The organism is Salinibacterium sp. CAN_S4, from assembly GCF_015752305.1.
GTDB lineage: Bacteria > Actinomycetota > Actinomycetes > Actinomycetales > Microbacteriaceae > Rhodoglobus.
The window spans coordinates 249285-266450 of sequence record NZ_JADOVB010000001.1 but is presented as its reverse complement, the minus strand read 5'-3'; the positions used below and the strand labels follow the sequence as shown (position 1 = coordinate 266450).

Here is a 17166-nt window from a genome sequence, read left to right as displayed (position 1 = left end):
GCGCCCCGACTGCGCGCGGCCCGCATAGGATTCGAAGATGCGAGTAGCCGTGATCGGAGCCGGTGCCGTGGGTGGGGCCATCGCCGCGATGCTCGCCAGAGCGGGCCACGACGTGGAAGTTACGGCCCGCGGTGCGAACCTGGATTCGATCCGCAGCGGCGGCATCCGGCTCTCCGGCGCGTGGGGCGAATACACGGCGACCGTGCTCGCCAATGAGCTGGTGACCCGTGGGGCAGAACTCGTCATCGTCGCCACCAAGGCGAGAGATGCCGCCGATGCGATCTCCGAGAATGCGGCGATGCTGCGTGGTGTTCCAATCGTGGTCATCCAGAACGGTCTCGATGGCATGGCCACTGCCCGGTTGGCGTCGCCGCGCTCGGACATTGCCGGTGGCCTCGCGACCTTCGCGACCTCCTACCTCCTCCCGGGCGAGATCACCGTCACGACGGCCGGTCCCACCTACGTCGGGGTGGAAACCGGATTCAGCGACATCCCTGCGCGGTACGCGGCGAAGGTGCTCAACGAGGTGATGCCCACCTCCGTCGTTTCCAACTTCCCGGGTGCCCAGTGGACCAAACTCGTCATCAACCAGGTCAACGCCCTGCCGGCCATCACCGGGTGGAGCGTGCAGGAGGTCATCGCCCATCGCGGACTCAGGCGCGTCATGACGGCGAGCATGCGGGAGAACGTCAGGATCGGACTCGCGAGCCGCATCCTTTTCGAAAAGCTGCAGGGGCTGTCGCACCGAGGTCTCCGCCTCTTCGCGGCAGTGCCGCCCTGGATGGCGCAGGTGCTTCCGCTGCTCATGAGCAGGCGCATCGGGGCCACCCCGAATCCGGGTTCGACGCTGCAGAGCATCCGACGTGGCCAGCCCACCGAGATCGACTACCTCAACGGAGCCGTCGTGGCTGCAGCCCGCGCGCTCGGTCGCCGGGCTCCCGTCAATGAAGCGCTCGTGGGCCTGGTGCACGAGGTCGAGTCGGCCGGCGAATTCTTTACCGCCGCCGAGGTCGTCGAGCGCGTGCAGATCTAAGCGATCAACAACTGTCGGCGAAGATCCGACGCGGGCGTTCGACGTCCGAGTTATCCACGATCGCCGTCGCTCGAGTGCGGGGAGAAGCCTCGCCGAGATACAGTGCCCGGGCATCCTCGGACCTCGCGGGGACGGCCTCGTCCGCCGTGGCGCGATCCACCTCAAGCCACACCGAATAGTTCCAGAGCGCCCTGAGCTCCGGCCGGTTCAGAAAGATCCCGTCGACGATGAGAGTCGCATCCCTGGGGCCTGTCTTCCAGTCCATCTCGATCTGGGTGTTGCGCTCGTGGTCGAACGCGGCCGTGACGAAACCGGTGCTGCCGCCCATCCTGAACGGCTCGATCAGCACCCTGCGGAACAGGTCGTAGTCGAAGGAGTTCCGGTAGAAGCCCTCGGCCGAGTCCGCTCCACGCGCGTACCGGTCTTCGCGTGGTCGGTGGAAGTCATCGATGGATGCACGGAACACCGAATGCCCGTTGCGGCCCATCCGCGCCGCCAGGGCATCGGCGAACGTGGACGTGCCCGCGCCATCGATGCCGTCGACCGCGAGCAGCGTCCTGCCTCTCGCATAGTTGTGCAGGAACTCCTCACTCTGCGCATCGAGCAGCTCCCGTCGCGCCATCGCGAACGGATCGGGCATGATGCCGGCCGCGCGGAAGAGTGACGGGGAGGGCGGCGCTGGCGGCGGCGTGGGTACTGGTGTTGGCTCAGCCATGCCGCCCAGTCTAGGTTTGCCCAGTGGACATCGCCGAGACCGTTATCGCTAACAGGGTCGGGGAATGGTTCATCGAGAACCAGCGGGACCTTCCGTGGCGCCGCGAGGGATTCGGCGCCTGGGGCATCCTCGTGAGCGAGATCATGCTGCAGCAGACCCCGGTGGTGCGGGTCATCCCCCGCCTCGAGCAGTGGCTTGAACGCTGGCCCACCCCGGCCGCCCTTGCCGCGTCTCCCCCCGGTGACGCGGTGCGGGCGTGGGATCGGCTCGGCTACCCCCGACGCGCATTGCGGTTGCATGCCGCCGCGACGGCCATCACCGAGAACCATGGCGGCGTGGTTCCTTCGGATGTCGCGCAGCTTCTCGCCCTGCCCGGCATCGGCGACTACACCGCGCGGGCCGTCGCTGCGTTCGCGTTCGGGCTGCGGCATCCTGTCGTCGACACCAACGTGCGTCGCGTCATCGCCCGCGCCGTGCTCGGCCAGGGTGAAGCCGGGCCTGCATCGACCCGGCGGGATCTCGCCGCGATGGAGGCACTGCTCCCCCACGACGAGCCAGCCGCCCGGGTATTCAACGCGGGGATGATGGAGCTCGGCGCCCTGGTGTGCACTGCGCGGTCGCCACGCTGTGACGATTGCCCGCTGCTGGAACAGTGTGCGTGGCGGGGGGCCGGGTATCCGGCGTACGACGGCCCGCGGGGCGCCATCCAGGCGAAGTTCGAGGGCAGCGATCGCCAGGTGCGCGGGTTGATCCTGGCCGAACTTCGAGCAAGCGAGATCCCCGTCGCCCCCACCGAGATCGAGGCCCTGTGGCCGGATGCGACCCAGCGCGACCGGGCCCTGGCCAGCCTTGAAGCCGACGGTCTCGTGGTCACCGACGACTCCGGCGGATACCTGCTGCCCTGAACCGCCACGACCGCGGGATAGACGGATGACGTCGATCGGCGCACACTGGGATTCGTGCCAGAACTGCCCGAAGTCCATGCGCTCGTGACCGATCTCGGCTCGCGCCTCACCGGTCGCGTGGTCGAGAGGTTCGACCTGCTGTCGATCTCCGCTCTCAAGACATTCGATCCGCCCGTGTCCGCCCTCCACGGAAGCACCATCGGGCCGATCTCGCGGCACGGCAAGTACCTCGACTTCGCATTCGACCTCCCCCCGGGCGACAGGCTTCACCTGCTGGTGCACCTGGCACGGGCCGGCTGGATCCGCTGGCGGGATGCCGCCCCGAAACCCTCAGCCGCACCTGGGCGCGGACCTCTCGCCGCACGACTCGTACTCGATGACGGTTCGGGCTTCGACATCACGGAAGCCGGCACGAAGAAGTCGCTGGCGATCCACCTCGTCCGGGATGCGGCCGAGGTGCCTCGCGTCGCGAGCCTCGGCCCGGATCCGCTCGACCCCGGCTTCACCGAGAGCGAGTTCGCGGGCATCCTCGCCAGGGCCGGCCGATCGCAGATCAAGGGACTGCTGCGCAACCAGGCGATCATCGCGGGCATCGGCAACGCGTACTCCGACGAGATCCTCCATGTCGCGAAGATGTCGCCGTACACGCCCGCGAGCATGAAAGCCGAGCAGGTGTCCACGCTGTTCGCCGCGATGCAGTCCACGCTGAATGCTGCCATCGCGCGCGCCGACGGGCTGGCCGCCTCAGAACTGAAGCGGGAGAAGAAGTCGAACCTGCGTGTGCACGGCAGGGCCGGGGAGGCATGCCCGGTCTGCGGCGACGTCGTCAGGCAGGTGCGATTCGCCGACTCGAGCCTCGAATACTGCGCGACCTGCCAGACAAACGGCAAGCCGCTCGCCGATCGCGTGCTGTCGCGACTGCTGAAGTGAGTCGCGCGGCCCGACCGTTCAGGCGGCGTCAGGCCTTGTCGTCATCGTCATCGACGTCGTCCTCGACGATGACCCTCGGCTTGACGTAGGGATCCTCGTCGCCGGCGTAGACGGCAGTCTTTTTCTGGTTCTCGACCTCGGCGTCGCGCGCGGCCGCCTCGGCGAGCAGTGACTCGATGAGCGCCGCATTCTCGGGGATCCCATCCGGAATGAATTCGAGGCTCGGGGTCAGTCTCGCCGTGAGGTTCTTGCCCAGCTCACTGCGAAGCATTCCCGTCGCCGACTTGAGTGCAGCTGCACTGTCTGCGCGCTCCTCGTCGGAGCCGTAGACGGTGTAGAACACCGAGGCATGCTGCAGGTCTCCGGTCACTTTGACGTCGGTGATGGTGACGAATCCCATGCGCGGGTCTTTGATGCCACGCTCGAGGGTCTTGGCTACGATCACCTGGATGCGATCGGCCATCTTTGCGGCACGGGCTGCGTCAACCATGATTTCCTCTGTTCCTGCTTAACCAACGTGTACTACAACCAGCGTACGGGCGGGGAGGGATTCGTTCTCCGGGCCGCTGGCTGGGTCTGGCAGCGGCGCCACCCGAAGGGTGACGCCGCCGGAAGCGGCCCGGAGAACGAATCCCGGACCGCCTCACACCACGGGAAACTAGACCCGCGGCTTCTCCTTCATTTCGATCGTCTCGATCTCATCACCGATCTGGATGTCGTTGAACTTACCGAGGCCGATTCCAGCCTCGAAGTCCGCGCGGACCTCGGTGACGTCATCCTTGAAGCGACGCAGTGATTCGATGGCGAGATTGTCGCCGACGACCACACCGTCGCGGATGACCCGCGCCTTGGCGTTCCTGGTGATGATTCCGGAGCGGACGATGACACCGGCGACGTTTCCGAACTTGGAGGAACGGAACACCTCGCGGATCTCGGCGACACCGGACTGCACTTCTTCGAACTCGGGCTTGAGCATGCCCTTGAGCGAGTTCTCGATCTCTTCGAGTGCCGCGTAGATGACCGAGTAGAAACGCACATCCACACCTTCACGCTGCGCACGCTCGCGCGCCTTCGTGTCTGGTCGCACGTTGAACCCGATGATGATCGCGTTGTCGATGGTCGCGAGGTTGACGTCGCTCTCGGTGACAGCACCCACACCGCGGTGGATGATGCGCAGCTGCACGCTGTCGTCGACCTCGATCTTGAGCAGCGAGTCTTCCAGGGCCTCGACGGCACCTGACACGTCACCCTTGATGATGAGGTTGAGCGATTCGACCTTGCCGTCCTCGAGCGCCTTGGTGAAGTCTTCGAGGCTGATGCGCTTGCGGGCCTTGGCCAGCAGCGCGTTCCTCTCGACGGCTTCACGCTTCTCGGCGATCTGGCGGGCGGTGCGGTCTTCCTCGGTGACGAGGAAGGTGTCACCGGCGCGCGGAACACTCGAGAGGCCCTGAACCTGCACGGGGCGGGCAGGGAATGCTTCGAGCACGGGATCGCCGTTTTCGTCCATCATTGCTCGCACACGACCGTATGCGGTTCCGGCGACGATCGAGTCACCGACTCGCAGCGTTCCCGACTGGATGAGCACCGTAGCAACGGCACCGCGACCCTTGTCGAGCTTCGCCTCGATGGCGACACCGCGGGCATCCTTGTTCGGGTTCGAGCGCAGGTCGAGACCGGCGTCTGCCACGAGGAGGACTGCATCGAGCAGCGTGTCGATTCCGACGTTGTTGAGCGCGGAGACGTCGATGAACATCGTGTCTCCTCCGTACTCTTCAGCGACGAGACCGAACTCGGTGAGCTGCTGGCGCACCTTCGCGGGGTTTGCCCCCGGCTTGTCGATCTTGTTCACGGCGACCACGATCGGCACGCCTGCGGCCTGCGCGTGGTTGAGCGCTTCCACCGTCTGCGGCATGATGCCGTCGTCGGCAGCGACCACCAGGATCGCGAGGTCGGTGACCTGCGCGCCGCGGGCACGCATGGCGGTGAACGCCTCGTGACCGGGGGTGTCGATGAAGGTAATGGCGCGCTCGTAGCCCTCGTGTTCTGTCCAGACCTGGTAAGCACCGATGTGCTGCGTGATGCCACCGGCTTCACCTGCCACGACGTTCGCCTGGCGGATCGCGTCGAGCAGCTTGGTCTTACCGTGGTCGACGTGACCCATGACGGTCACGACAGGGGGACGGATCTCGAGGTCTTCGTCGGTTTCGTCTTCGAGTTCCTGGTCCAGGTCGAGGTCGAAGCCCGCGAGAAGCTCGCGATCCTCATCCTCGGGTGAGACCATCTCGATCTTGTAGTTGAGCTCACCGGCGAGGATCTCGAACGTTCCCTCATCGAGCGACTCTGTTGCCGTGGCCATCTGGCCGAGGTGGAACAGTGCCGTCACCAGCGCACCCGGCTGCACCGAGTATCCGGTTATCGTCTCCAGCTTGTCGGCCAGGTCTGAGATGGATGCTCCGCGACGCAGTCGGATGATCGTCTTGCCATCACCGCGAGGGACGCTGACGCCACCCAGCGACGGGGCTTCTCTCAGTTCGAATTCGGCGCGCTTCGTACGCTTCGACTTGCGAGCCTTGCTCTTGCCACCACCGCGACCGAACGCTCCAGCGGTTCCTCCGCCGGGCCCACGCCCACGACCACCGGCGCCACCTGCGGGCGGGCGGTTCGGGCCGAAGTTGTTCGCGGGGGCACCACCCGGTGCACCGCCGGGACGGAAACCGCCGGCACCGGCCGGACGGGGACCGCCGGGGCGCTGCTGGAAGTTGCCACCGGGGCCGCCGGGACGCTGGCCGAAGCCACCCGGGCGTGCTCCCTGGCCTGGGCCGCCCGGACGGGGTGCTCCTGGACGCGGAACTGCACCGGGTGTAGCGGTGCGGCCCATGCCCTGGTTGGAGGCGAAAGGATTGTTGCCCGGGCGCGGGATACCGGGACGTGACATGCCCTGGTTGGAAGCGAACGGGTTGTTTCCGGGTCGAGGCTGCCCGGGGCGCGGGATACCTGAGGGGCTCGGGGCCGCTGTGCCCGGCGTGGCGGGTGCGGTCGGAGCCGCCTGCCCTGCGGCCTTGTCGGCAGCCTGCGCCTGAGCCTGCTCGGCTGCATGCGCCTCGGCCTGGGCCTGGCGCTCAGCAACGGTCAACGGTGGCGCGGCGGGAGCCGGGGTGTCATGATCCGGCTCGACGACCGCGACGGGCGCGGGTGCCGGTGGGGTCGGGTTGACGGGCTTCGGAGCCGCCTTCGGGGCAGCTTTCGGAGCTTCGGCAACGGCCGGCTTCACGCCATCGGCCAGCAGCGCAGCCTTCAGCTTGCGAGCGACCGGAGGTTCGATGCTCGAGGATGGGCCCTTGACGAACTCGCCCATTTCTTTGAGTTTTGCGAGGGCGATCTTGCTGTCGATACCGAGCTCGGCAGCGACTTCGTGTACGCGTGGTTTGGCAGCCACAATTCTCCTGTCTGGGTCTGCACCCGGACAGGGGCAGACCTAATTACGGACGGAACTCATTTCGAGCCGCTCATTAGTTGTCCATAGGTCAATCAGCCTTTGGGTTGGGGAATCTCGGACGAGATCCCGACTGTTTTTTGCTTCACCAGTTCGGTGAGGTGCTGTGTATCCAGCGCCCTGGTCACCCGCAGCGCCCGACCGAAAGCCCTGCGTTTCGCAGCACTTTCGAGACATTCGCCGGTGGGGTGAATCCAGGCGCCTCGGCCAACAAGAGTTGCGGACGGATCCGGAACCACTTCATCATCTCGAGCGACGACCCTCAACAGCAGGGAAGCGTCAGCACGGATGCGGCAGCCGATGCATGTTCTTACAGCCACCATCTTACGCCCTCCGTCGCAGCCGCACACCGACGCGCACCGCTATACGCTAACCAGTATGACGAAAAGCCTCTACGCGGAGTTCACTGCCCTACCGGGCAAGGAGCAGCGAGTGAGCGAGATCCTGCAGATTCTTGCGGCACGGGTGCGCGAGGAAGAAGGCAACGTGGCCTTCCAGCCCTTCACGCACGCAACTGAGCCCCGCAGGTTTTTCGTGTTCGAAGAATACGTCGACGATCGAGCCTTCGAGACTCATATCTCCGCAGAGCATGGAACTCAGTTCAACGCGGAGCTCGCCACCCTCATCGAGGGCGACGGCTCCGACCTGACCTGGCTCGCCAGCATCGAGGGCTAATCCCGCGCGACCGCCAGGTCAGCGAGGGTGGGCGGATTGGCGCCGAAGCGTGACACGGTGATCGACGCGCACAGCGTGGCCCGCTCCACGATCTCCGTCATCGTGGCACGGTCGATCCGGCTGAGCTCCGCCCGGCGGGAGGCGCCGAGCAGGTTCCGCGAAGCGAGGCCGTCGATCAGTCCCGCCATGAATGAATCTCCCGCGCCGATGGTGTCGGCGACGGTCACGGTGAGAGACGGGACGTCGAACGAGTCAGACCGTGTCACGACTATCGATCCGCCAGACCCCTTCGTGATGATGACGAGCGACGGGCCGCTTTCGAGCCAGCGAGCGGCTGCGTCCCGTAGATCAGATCCGGGGTAGAGCCACTCGACATCTTCATCACTGGCCTTTACGACGTCGCTCACGGCGAGATGACGCTCGGTCGCCTCGACGGCCGCAGCGTGGTCGTGGAGGAACTGGGGCCGGATGTTCGGATCGAAACTGATCGACGCCGACTCCGTGGCCTTCGCCAGGATGTGCCTGACCGTTGCCGCGCCTGGCTCGAGAAATGCCCCGATAGAACCGAAATGGACGTGATCGAATCGCTGGGGGTCGAGACCGGCGACGTCGAGACTCCACTCGACGTCGAAGTCGTACTCGGCCGCCCCACTCGAATCGAGGGTGACAGTCGCCGACGACGTCGACTGCCCCTCCAGCAGTCCCGGCTCCAGCTCGACACCGGCATCGCGAAGGTGGCGCTCGATCGCCCGACCACGGTCGTCGGCCCCGAGGCGCGACGCGAAGACGACGGGGACGTCCAGCCGACCGAGCCCGAAACTCACGTTCATGGGGCTGCCACCGGGATGTTCACGCGAGTGTCCATCGCTCACCACGACATCGGTGAGAGCCTCACCCACGACCAGGACCGGTTTAATCATCCTCGACCTTAACCGCGCTGATACTTCCGGTGATAGTTCCGAGCAGTCGATCGGAGTTGAACTCAGAGGTCGGCGCATCCATGACGATCCTGCCCAGTCGCAACACGACGATCCGGTCGGTGACCTCCAGCACGTGCGGAAGCGTGTGAGAGATGAAGATCACTCCGAGCCCCTTGGCTTTGGCAGCCTTGATGACCTCGAGCACCTCTCCCGCCTGCCTCGCCCCCAGGTGGTTCGTCGGCTCATCCAGGATGATCACCTTGCGCGCCCACGAGACCGCGCGACCGATGGCAACGGCCTGGCGCTGACCACCTGAGAGCTGGGAGATCGATCGACTGGAAGCCGGCACCGCGATACCGACCCGCTCGAGATCCTCGTGTGCTTCCTTCGCCATGTTCTTCTTCGCGAGGAATCCCAGTTTCCCGAGGATGCCAGGGACGACGAGTTCACGGCCGAGGAACACGTTCTCGGAGACTGTGAGGTGCGGCGCGAGACCGGAATCCTGGTAAAGGGTTTCGATTCCGGCGTCGAGCGCCTCTCGAGGTGAACTCCAGTGGCGTTCTTCACCGTCGAGCAGGATGCGCCCTGAGTCCGGCTGGTGAGCACCCGACAGCACTTTGACCAGAGTGGATTTTCCCGCGCCGTTGTCGCCGACGAGGCCCACCACCTCGCCGGCGTGGAGCTTGAGGCTCGCACCGTCGAGGGCAACAACCGAACCGTAGTTCTTGGAGACGTTTTCGACTTCGTAGATCAGCTCGCCCGACATTACTTTCTTCCATTCCGATTCTGGAGCACCTGTGCTGACACCGCTGCCGCGATGAGAACTGCGACGACGACCTTTTTCCAGTCTGGAGCGACGCCGACCATGATGAGGCCGGACTGCACTGTGAAGAGGATCAGAGCGCCGAGGATGGTGCCCCAGATCCTGCCGATGCCGCCCATGAGGGATGCGCCACCGATGACGACCGCCGCGATGGCGTCGAGTTCACGGCCCGTACCCGACGATGGTGACCCCGCTCCGAGGCGGATGTATACGAACATCCCTGCCAGCCCGGCAAGTGCACCCGAGAGCGCGTACACCATCGTGAGGTGTCGCTTCACGTTGATGCCGGCTGCGGATGCTGCAAACGAGTTCGACCCGATCGCATAGGTATAGAGGCCGAAGCGTGATTTGTGCAGGAAGAGACCTGCGATAGCTATGACGACGATCACACCGAGAATGGCCCAGGAGAAGGGATTGGCCTTCGGATCCATCGCCGAGATCAGGGAGAAGTCGTTCGCGCTGCCGATCGGGGCACCAGAGGAGATGATGACCGAGAACCCGAGGCAGGCCCCCATCGTCGCGAGTGTTGCGATGAACGGGACGATCTTCAGCACATTGATGAGGAAGGCGTTCACGAGGCCGACGGCGAGACCGACGCCCACGGCGACGAGGCCGCCGACCAGAAGGCCGGGAGCGGCATCCGCTCCCTTGACCGTCTGGTCGAGGCCGAGACCATTCGCCATCGTCCATGCGGCGACCACTCCACTGAGCCCGACGATGGCCCCCACGGAGAGATCGATGCCGCCGCTGATGATGACGAAGGTCTGACCGACAGCGATAAGGGCGACCGAACCCCAGTCCGTGAGGATGTTGTTCGCCGTAGGAACGGAGAAGAACTTGGGCTCGAGGAGGGAGAAGATCCCTATCAGGATGATCATTACCCCGATGAGGATGGTCACCTGGTTGGTCGCAAGTCCGACGAGGTGGTCTCGCCGATCGTTCCGCGCCGTGGGCGCGGCCTTAACGCTGCCGGTCATGTGTTCTGTTCCTGCCTAGTTCGCTACGTAGGTGTACTTGGCGAGGTCGCCTGCAGAGGTGTTCTCGTCGAGCACCACGTTCGGGATGACGACCTCGGCCTCGGTGGGCGTCTTACCGTCACGGATGAACTCGACGATCGACTTGATCGCGAGTCGTGCTTCAGCGGCCGGGTCCTGTGCAACCAGGGCGGTGAAGATGCCTGACTTGATCTTGGCGACGTTGTCCGGGTACGCGTCGTAGCCGACGAGACCGATCGTGCCGGCGAGTCCCTTGGCCTCGAGCGCTGCAGCAGCACCCGAGCCGTTGGTGCCGTCGATGGCGAAGATGCCGTCGAGACCGGGGAACTTGGTCAACCAGTTGTTGACGTTGGTGGCGGCCTTCTCGGGGTTGGACTCGGAGTAAGCCACGTCGACGATCGAAATTCCGGGGTACTCGGCTTCGACCTGTGCGGTGAAGCCGTCGAGGCGACCGACGTTCGTGGTGGCAGTGGCGCTCGTGAGGCCGACGACGACCTCGTAGGAGCCGCCATCCTCGTAGCCGATCTTCGCGGCGAGTGCATCTGCTGCCTTCGCTCCACCGTCGGCGTTGTCACCGGTGATGAACGTGAGCACATCGCTCAGGTCGTCGACGCGAGTGTCGACATTCGCGACGATGACACCGGCAGCGACTGCCTTGTCGACGGATGCCTGCAGCGCCACCGGGTCGGTGGGGATCAGTACGAGTGCGGTGGGCTGGTTGGCCAGCACGGCATCGACGATCGGGATCTGGGTCTCGGCGGAGTAGTTGGACGGGTCGCCCTGCCACACGAGCGTGACACCCTGTGCCGCAGCCTCTTCTTCAGCGCCGACCTTCATGGCCTGGAAGAACGGGTCAGCCTCGGCACCCATGACGAATGCGATGGTGATCTCTTCGTCGGTAGCGCCTCCGCCAGCCGAGTCATCCGAGGTGGCAGAGCAGCCGGTCGCCACGAGGGCGAGGGCGGCGAATGCGCCGACAGCCCCGATGAGGCGGTGGGAATTCTTCATTGATTTCTCCTGTGTCAAGTCGAGCGAGGTTGATGCCTGACCGGAGTTGGACGTCATCGTCACGCTGCAGATATTGCTGGGGTGGGTGTTATGAATCTGTGCGAGAACGTTCTCGCAAAACCCCACTATAGTTACTTTCGCGACGCCGAACGCACACATATTTAGTAACGGTTAGGCCACGATCATCCAATGAAGGAAAAAATGCAGCGACCACCTGCGCCGACGATTGCCGACGTCGCTGAACGCGCCGGTGTGTCGCAGGCCACGGCATCACGGGCCCTCAGCAACTACGGCCGGGTCTCGAAAGCGACAGTGGAGAAAGTCCGTTCTGCCGCGGCAGAGATCGGATACCGCCCCAATGAACTCGCGCGGGCCATGCGTATCGGCAGCACCCGCACCATCGGCCTCGTCATCATCGCTGACTTCACCAACGCGTTCTTTGACCGTGCCACCAAAGCGATAGTCGATGCTGCGAGGGCTCACGACTACCAGGTTTTGATCACCAACACCGACGAAGACATCGACGTGGAACGGCAGGCCGTGCTCACGCTCCTCGACAAGCAGGTCGACGGACTGATCGTCGTCCCGTCCCTTGCGACCGAGCATCCGCACCTGGGGTCGACACATCTCGGTGGACGCCCCGTTGTACTCATCGACCGTCGGATCGACGAACTCTCCCTGACCTCGGTGACCACGGACGACGCTTCCGGAACCCGTGCAGCAGTGCTGGATGCCACGGCGAAAGGTCACAGGAAGCTCGGTTTCCTGATCTCTGCCGTCGGGGTTCCCGAGTTTACGACAGTCGCGCCCGCCGAGATGATCTCGACGGTGCGGGACCGCACCGACGGATATCGCACCGGAGCAATCGACGCCGAGATACCCGCCGCAGACCAGCTCTGGGTCTACTGCGCTGACGAGCCGATCTCATCGGAGGCCGCATTAGCCTACATGCTCGACAGCAACACGCCCCCGACCGTGATCTTCACCTCCAACAACGACATGGCTCTCGCCGTGCTTCAGGTAGCGGGCCAGCGGGGACTCGCCATCGGCCGGGACCTCTCCCTGGTCACGGTCGATGACAGCGTGTGGGCGGCCGCGATGGTGCCAGGAATCTCCGTTATCGCGCGACCCGTGGAAGAGCTCGGTTCCATTGCCGTCGAGCGCCTCGTCGAACAGATCGAGACACCTGGCCAGAAGATCGAGCATCTCGTGCTGCCGACCGAATACGTGAGCCGCAGCTCGGTCGCTACGCTCTAGTTGCGGCTCTCGATTCAATCCTCTTCGAGGATTGCCGCACCTATCGATCAATCCTCTTCGAGGATTGCCGCACCTATCGATCAATCCTCTTCGAGGATTGCCGCACCTATCGATCAATCCTCTTCGAGGATTGAATCTGGCTGGATGTCGATCCGCGCACCCGTCAGCTTGGCGGCCAGGCGGGCGTTCTGGCCTTCCTTGCCGATCGCGAGCGACAGCTGGTAGTCCGGAACGAGAGCACGCACGGCCTTGGTGGCCTGGTCGATGATGAAGGAACTCGTGACTTTCGCCGGCGAGAGCGCGTTGGCAACGAAGGTCGCGAGATTCTCCGAGTAGTCGACGATGTCGATCTTCTCGTTATTGAGCTCGTTGGTGACCGCGCGCACGCGCTGTCCCAGTTCGCCGATGCAGGCACCCTTGGCGTTGACGCCGGGCTCCATGGCACGCACCGCCATCTTGGTGCGATGTCCGGCCTCACGCGCGAGCGACGTGATCTCGACGATTCCGCTGGCGATCTCCGGCACTTCGAGCGCGAAGAGCTTGCGGACGAGCGCAGGATGCGTGCGGCTCACGGTGATCTGCGGGCCCTTCATCCCCTTGCTGACCGACGTCACGTAGACCCGGATCCGGCGACCGTGAGAGTAGTCCTCCCCCGGCACCTGCTCTTCGGGAGGCAGAATCGCCTCGATCGTTCCGAGGTCGACGTGGATCATGCGGGGGTTGGGTCCCTGCTGGATCACGCCGGCCACGATGTCGCCTTCGCGACCCTTGAATTCCCCGAGCACCTTGTCGTCGCCGATGTCGCGAAGGCGCTGGTTGATGACCTGCTTGGCGGCGAAAGCCGCGATTCGGCCGAAGTCTGTGGGATTGTCTTCGGCTTCACCGACGACGGCTCCCTCGTCATCCAGCTCGGGGACGAAGATGCTCACTTTGCCGGTCTTGCGGTCGAGGACGACCCTGGCGGTGGGTGCGGCGACTGTCTCTTTCGAGTCCGGCTCGTCGATGTGCTTGAGATAGGCCGTCAGGATGGCCTGTTCGATGATCTGCACGAGTTCCTCGAAAGGGATCTCGCGCTCGCGCTCCATGAGGCGCAGTACGCTCAGGTCGATGTCCACTGAGGGCCTCCGCTATTCAAATGTTGGTGTGATGAGCGCAGTCGCGCTGCACTGGACCAGTTTACCCGCGAGTCGGGCCGCTCCGTGACGTCGGGAATGAACTCAGACTCTCCTAAGCTTGACTCTTTGTGACTACCACCAGTGGCAAAGCGCCAACCACTACCGAAGCAACATCCGCCCCGCACTTCGACCGCACCACGGCTCGCAAGTCAGTCTGGGCCGCTCTTGTCGGCTCATCCCTCGAATCATTCGACTTCTACGTCTTCGCCTACTTCAGCGCCATCTTCGCCCCGGCCCTGTTCTTCCCCGAACTCGACCCTGCCGCCGGATTGCTCGGCTCGTTCGCCGTCATCGCCGTCGCTTTCATCGTGCGCCCCATCGGAGCCGTCATCTTCGGCAACCTGGGTGACCGCATCGGTCGCAAGCGCACGCTGCTGATCACCATCACGATGATGGGTATCGGCACCGGCCTGATCGGACTCCTCCCCGACTTCAGTACCATCGGCCTCGCGGCGCCACTGCTGCTGCTTGCCCTGCGCATCGTGCAGGGGCTGTCCCTGGGCGGTGAGTGGGGTGGAGGCATCCTGATCGCCGTCGAACATGCAGAACCGAAACGCCGCGGGCTGTATGCAGCGCTTCCTCAGCTCGGATCCCCGATCGGCACGATCCTCACCGGTGCGCTGCTGCTGATCCTGCCGCCGATTATCGGCGCCGACGAGATGCTCGCCTGGGGCTGGCGCATCCCGTTCCTGCTGGCTTTCCCGCTGCTCGCCGTATCGCTCTACCTTCGACTGGCCATCAACGAGACGCCGGTCTTCACGAGCCTCGTGGCGGAGAAGAAGCGCGAGCGCATCCCCGTGCTGACCGCGTTCCGCAAGTTCCCTGTCGCGATCGTGGTGGCCATCGGAGCAGCGATGCTCGGGATCGGGTCGTACTCGCTCATGAACACGTACACCATCGGGTACGGGATCAGTGTGCTCGGCTTCTCCTATCCCGATCTCGCGCTGGCCACCCTCATCGGCAGCCTCCTCCAGCTCGTCACCATCCCGCTGTTCGGAGTGCTGGCGAATCACATCGGACCGGCCCGCGTGGTGGTGATCGGCGCCATCGGCACCCTCGTGATCGCCTTCCCGATGTACTTCCTGCTGCAGTTCGCCACCTTCGAGATCCTCGTCGGCACGATGATCGTCGGAGGCATCCTCCCGACACTCGCGTGGGCTGGGCTCGGCGGGCTCATGGCCAACATCTTCAGCGGTCCGGTCAGGTACAGCGCGATGTCGATTGCCTACGCCGTCGCGGCCGCGCTATCCGGAATCATCCCCTTCGCCACTCAGGGCCTGTCGATTGCATCGGATGGCGCGTGGTGGCACCCCGGCGTCGTGCTCGCGATCATCTCGCTCATCACGCTGGTCTGCGCCGTCATCGCCTCGAGGTGGACGCGCGCGGTGGATGCGGATCCGATCCTGAACTGACTCGACGGTCGCGCCCGGCTCAGGCGAGGAATCTGCCCGGCCGAAACGGAAGGCGTGGCGCGCGGTAGGTCGCGCCACGCTCGCCGATCGTCGTGCTCGCACGCCCGAAGGTGACGCCTGCAATGTAGAGAAAGACGTCCATGGGGGTCTCGCGATCGGCATCGACCTGCCAGGTACCCACACCCCACTGTGTCGGCTGCGTTATGCCGTCGACCACGACCGTCGGGCGGATGCCGAAATGGAGCCTCAACCGCGGCCGTCGCAGTTCGATGGTGACGCGCCGACGGGACATGGGGCCAGACTACGTGCCCCCACGCTTCAGCTCTCGCGTGCTGAACGACAGCATTGTCCGCACTGAACCGGCACCGTCGTACATTAGTTCTACCAATTTTCCACAAGTTGCCCCTCTTTATCGCATCTATGTTCCACTGGCGCTAAAATCAGATATGGCCCAGAATTCCACTTCCAGTGACACGGTGATTGTGTTGCCGTCGGTGGTCGGGGTGGGGTCGTGTGCGGATGATGAGTTGTTCGCGTTGCAGGGTGAGCTCGCGGTGGCGCGTCGGCGGGTGGATGCCCGGGCCGCTGTTGTTGCGGCGGAGATCGCCCGGCGTTCCGATCGCGCCCTGGGCCAGCAGGGGCTCGCGGCGCGTGCGGGTGAGGCGTCGGCGGAGAAGCTGATCCAGAAACTCACCGGCGCGACCGCCTCTGAAGCGCGTGCGTTGACCTCGGCCGGTCGAGCCGTCGACTCTGTTGCGGGTGGTGGGTCGGCGTGGTTGTCGACTGTCGCCGGCGCGGTGACCTCCGGGGAGCTGTCGGTGGCCAGCGCGGCCGCGATCGCTAGCGGTCTCGGGGAACCATCTGCTGCGGTATCCAGCGGCGACCTGCTCGAGGTTGCCGCGGTGCTGGTCTCCCGCGCTGGCAGCGCGACTCCGGAAGACATCGCCAAAGCTGCTCGTCTCGCCCGCGCACGCCTGGATACCGACTCGGTGGCAGACCTCGAGGAGCACCGCCGCTCGCGCCGCACGCTGGCCTGGTTCGAGACCGGGGACGGGATGACCCGGCTGCAGGCGCTGCTGGATCCGGAATCCGCCGCGATCATCGTCGGCGCGTTGACGACGGCCCTGTCGCCGCGTCGCGGTGGGCCACGGTTTGTGGATCCGGCCGAGGTGCAACGCGCCCAGGACATGCTCGACGACCCCCGCAGCAACGAGCAACTCGCCGTCGACACCCTCGTGGACATCGTCCACCTCGCGACCCGCGCGGCCGGCTCCACCGCAGTGTTCGGCCAGAAGTCCCCGGCCGTCCGAGTGCACGTGCAGGCCGAAGCGTTAGAGACCGGCCGCGGGTTCGCCCACGTCGAAGGGCAGTCCGCCGTGGTCAGTATCAGTACCGCCGAACGACACATCTGCGTGAGCGGGATGCTGCCGATCCTGTTCGACGGAAACACCCCCATCGACGCCGGACGCACCCAGAGGCTCCACAGCCCCCGACAACGAGCGGCGATCGCCGCCCAATGGAACGGCTGCGCCTGGACCGACTGCCACCGGCCACCCCAATTCACCGAAGTGCACCACCTCGACGCCTACAACGGCAGCAACACCACCCTTGCCAACGGGATCAGCCTGTGCCGGTTCCACCACATGCAACTGCACGCCAACGGGTGGGTGATCAAGAAGCGAGACGACAACACATACTGGCTCACGCCACCACCCGGGCAACCCGGGCTGCCCGGACTATCCGGACTGCACGGCGAACCCATCGAACTGCACTCGAAGAGCCCACTCCAACACACCGGATAGGTCTGCCCAGCGGTCGGCGCGGG

At 64.9% G+C, this 17166-nt stretch carries 17 protein-coding genes; 7 read left to right on the top strand and 10 right to left on the bottom strand.

Translation table 11 applies throughout. The annotated features are described in order from the left end of the window. Positions 1 to 37 precede the first annotated feature (37 nt). Positions 38 to 1033 carry a ketopantoate reductase family protein gene (locus tag IWX81_RS01365; RefSeq protein ID WP_199279487.1) on the top strand — a complete coding sequence of 332 codons (996 nt, stop codon included), beginning with the start codon at positions 38 to 40 and terminating at the stop codon, positions 1031 to 1033. 4 nt (positions 1034 to 1037) lie between these two features. On the opposite strand, the gene IWX81_RS01360 is transcribed toward IWX81_RS01365, so the two are convergent. Continuing rightward, positions 1038 to 1748, bottom strand: a complete 711-nt coding sequence (locus IWX81_RS01360; protein WP_199279486.1) for a uridine kinase — start codon at positions 1746 to 1748, stop codon at positions 1038 to 1040. Positions 1749 to 1777: 29 nt separating this feature from the next. On the opposite strand from IWX81_RS01360, the gene IWX81_RS01355 reads away from it, so the two are divergent. Together IWX81_RS01355 and IWX81_RS01350 are read left to right on the top strand one after the other, a co-directional pair. Then, on the top strand, positions 1778 to 2653 hold the full coding sequence (locus IWX81_RS01355) for an A/G-specific adenine glycosylase (RefSeq protein WP_334593308.1): 876 nt from the start codon (positions 1778 to 1780) through the stop codon (positions 2651 to 2653). 54 nt (positions 2654 to 2707) lie between these two features. Next, positions 2708 to 3583 (top strand): Fpg/Nei family DNA glycosylase, encoded by an 876-nt coding sequence (locus IWX81_RS01350; protein ID WP_199279485.1) that lies wholly within the window; start codon positions 2708 to 2710, stop codon positions 3581 to 3583. A gap of 28 nt (positions 3584 to 3611) precedes the next feature. Here IWX81_RS01350 and rbfA read toward each other — a convergent pair whose 3' ends face one another. The 3 genes from rbfA to IWX81_RS01335 all read right to left on the bottom strand — a co-directional run bounded on the left by rbfA (position 3612) and on the right by IWX81_RS01335 (position 7399). After that, positions 3612 to 4073, bottom strand: a complete 462-nt coding sequence (rbfA, locus tag IWX81_RS01345; RefSeq protein ID WP_199279484.1) for a 30S ribosome-binding factor RbfA — start codon at positions 4071 to 4073, stop codon at positions 3612 to 3614. A gap of 168 nt (positions 4074 to 4241) precedes the next feature. Next, complete coding sequence (gene infB, locus IWX81_RS01340; RefSeq protein WP_199279483.1) at positions 4242 to 7019, bottom strand: translation initiation factor IF-2; 2778 nt, start codon at positions 7017 to 7019, stop codon at positions 4242 to 4244. Positions 7020 to 7111: 92 nt separating this feature from the next. Beyond that, a complete protein-coding gene (locus IWX81_RS01335) occupies positions 7112 to 7399 on the bottom strand; it encodes a YlxR family protein (protein WP_199279482.1) in 288 nt (95 codons plus the stop codon). Between the two features lie 55 nt (positions 7400 to 7454). Between IWX81_RS01335 and IWX81_RS01330 the strand changes: the two genes are divergently transcribed. Next, on the top strand, positions 7455 to 7751 hold the full coding sequence (locus IWX81_RS01330) for a putative quinol monooxygenase (RefSeq protein WP_199279481.1): 297 nt from the start codon (positions 7455 to 7457) through the stop codon (positions 7749 to 7751). Here the strand turns inward: IWX81_RS01330 and IWX81_RS01325 are convergent. Genes IWX81_RS01325 through IWX81_RS01310 form a run of 4 tightly spaced genes read right to left on the bottom strand, consistent with a single transcriptional unit; the run spans position 7748 to position 11497 of the window. After that, positions 7748 to 8671, bottom strand: a complete 924-nt coding sequence (locus IWX81_RS01325) for a carbohydrate kinase family protein (protein WP_199279480.1) — start codon at positions 8669 to 8671, stop codon at positions 7748 to 7750. The two genes, IWX81_RS01330 and IWX81_RS01325, sit on opposite strands and share 4 nt — an antisense overlap. After that, entirely contained in the window at positions 8664 to 9437 is a 774-nt protein-coding gene (locus IWX81_RS01320) for an ATP-binding cassette domain-containing protein (RefSeq protein WP_199279479.1), read from the bottom strand. The genes IWX81_RS01325 and IWX81_RS01320 overlap by 8 nt, the downstream gene beginning before the upstream one ends. Continuing rightward, positions 9437 to 10471 (bottom strand): ABC transporter permease, encoded by a 1035-nt coding sequence (locus IWX81_RS01315; protein WP_199279478.1) that lies wholly within the window; start codon positions 10469 to 10471, stop codon positions 9437 to 9439. Before IWX81_RS01315 ends, IWX81_RS01320 begins: the two co-directional genes overlap by 1 nt. Positions 10472 to 10486: 15 nt before the next feature. Next, positions 10487 to 11497, bottom strand: coding sequence for a substrate-binding domain-containing protein (locus IWX81_RS01310; RefSeq protein ID WP_199279477.1), 1011 nt, complete (start codon positions 11495 to 11497; stop codon positions 10487 to 10489). 201 nt (positions 11498 to 11698) lie between these two features. On the opposite strand from IWX81_RS01310, the gene IWX81_RS01305 reads away from it, so the two are divergent. Then, positions 11699 to 12754: a LacI family DNA-binding transcriptional regulator gene (locus IWX81_RS01305; protein WP_199279476.1), complete on the top strand. Its 1056-nt coding sequence runs from the start codon at positions 11699 to 11701 to the stop codon at positions 12752 to 12754. Positions 12755 to 12867: 113 nt separating this feature from the next. Here IWX81_RS01305 and nusA read toward each other — a convergent pair whose 3' ends face one another. Beyond that, the gene (gene nusA, locus IWX81_RS01300) at positions 12868 to 13869 is read right to left on the bottom strand and encodes a transcription termination factor NusA (RefSeq protein WP_199279475.1); all 1002 of its coding nucleotides are present in this window, start codon (positions 13867 to 13869) and stop codon (positions 12868 to 12870) included. 128 nt (positions 13870 to 13997) lie between these two features. Between nusA and IWX81_RS01295 the strand changes: the two genes are divergently transcribed. After that, complete coding sequence (locus tag IWX81_RS01295) at positions 13998 to 15341, top strand: MFS transporter (RefSeq protein WP_199279474.1); 1344 nt, start codon at positions 13998 to 14000, stop codon at positions 15339 to 15341. A gap of 19 nt (positions 15342 to 15360) precedes the next feature. Here IWX81_RS01295 and IWX81_RS01290 read toward each other — a convergent pair whose 3' ends face one another. After that, positions 15361 to 15633: a hypothetical protein gene (locus IWX81_RS01290; protein WP_199279473.1), complete on the bottom strand. Its 273-nt coding sequence runs from the start codon at positions 15631 to 15633 to the stop codon at positions 15361 to 15363. A 154-nt stretch (positions 15634 to 15787) separates the two neighbouring features. On the opposite strand from IWX81_RS01290, the gene IWX81_RS01285 reads away from it, so the two are divergent. Beyond that, positions 15788 to 17143 (top strand): HNH endonuclease signature motif containing protein, encoded by a 1356-nt coding sequence (locus IWX81_RS01285; RefSeq protein ID WP_199279472.1) that lies wholly within the window; start codon positions 15788 to 15790, stop codon positions 17141 to 17143. Positions 17144 to 17166 lie beyond the last annotated feature (23 nt).

Bases quoted from the DNA above. Each gene is read 5' to 3' on its own strand.
- IWX81_RS01365 (WP_199279487.1), top strand. From the start codon at position 38: ATGCGAGTAGCCGTGATCGGAGCCGGTGCCGTGGGTGGGGCCATCGCC.
- IWX81_RS01360 (WP_199279486.1), bottom strand. From the start codon at position 1,748: ATGGCTGAGCCAACACCAGTACCCACGCCGCCGCCAGCGCCGCCCTCC.
- rbfA (WP_199279484.1), bottom strand. From the start codon at position 4,073: ATGGTTGACGCAGCCCGTGCCGCAAAGATGGCCGATCGCATCCAGGTG.
- IWX81_RS01335 (WP_199279482.1), bottom strand. From the start codon at position 7,399: ATGGTGGCTGTAAGAACATGCATCGGCTGCCGCATCCGTGCTGACGCT.
- IWX81_RS01330 (WP_199279481.1), top strand. From the start codon at position 7,455: ATGACGAAAAGCCTCTACGCGGAGTTCACTGCCCTACCGGGCAAGGAG.
- IWX81_RS01325 (WP_199279480.1), bottom strand. From the start codon at position 8,671: ATGATTAAACCGGTCCTGGTCGTGGGTGAGGCTCTCACCGATGTCGTG.
- IWX81_RS01320 (WP_199279479.1), bottom strand. From the start codon at position 9,437: ATGTCGGGCGAGCTGATCTACGAAGTCGAAAACGTCTCCAAGAACTAC.
- IWX81_RS01315 (WP_199279478.1), bottom strand. From the start codon at position 10,471: ATGACCGGCAGCGTTAAGGCCGCGCCCACGGCGCGGAACGATCGGCGA.
- IWX81_RS01310 (WP_199279477.1), bottom strand. From the start codon at position 11,497: ATGAAGAATTCCCACCGCCTCATCGGGGCTGTCGGCGCATTCGCCGCC.
- IWX81_RS01305 (WP_199279476.1), top strand. From the start codon at position 11,699: ATGCAGCGACCACCTGCGCCGACGATTGCCGACGTCGCTGAACGCGCC.
- IWX81_RS01290 (WP_199279473.1), bottom strand. From the start codon at position 15,633: ATGTCCCGTCGGCGCGTCACCATCGAACTGCGACGGCCGCGGTTGAGG.
- IWX81_RS01285 (WP_199279472.1), top strand. From the start codon at position 15,788: ATGGCCCAGAATTCCACTTCCAGTGACACGGTGATTGTGTTGCCGTCG.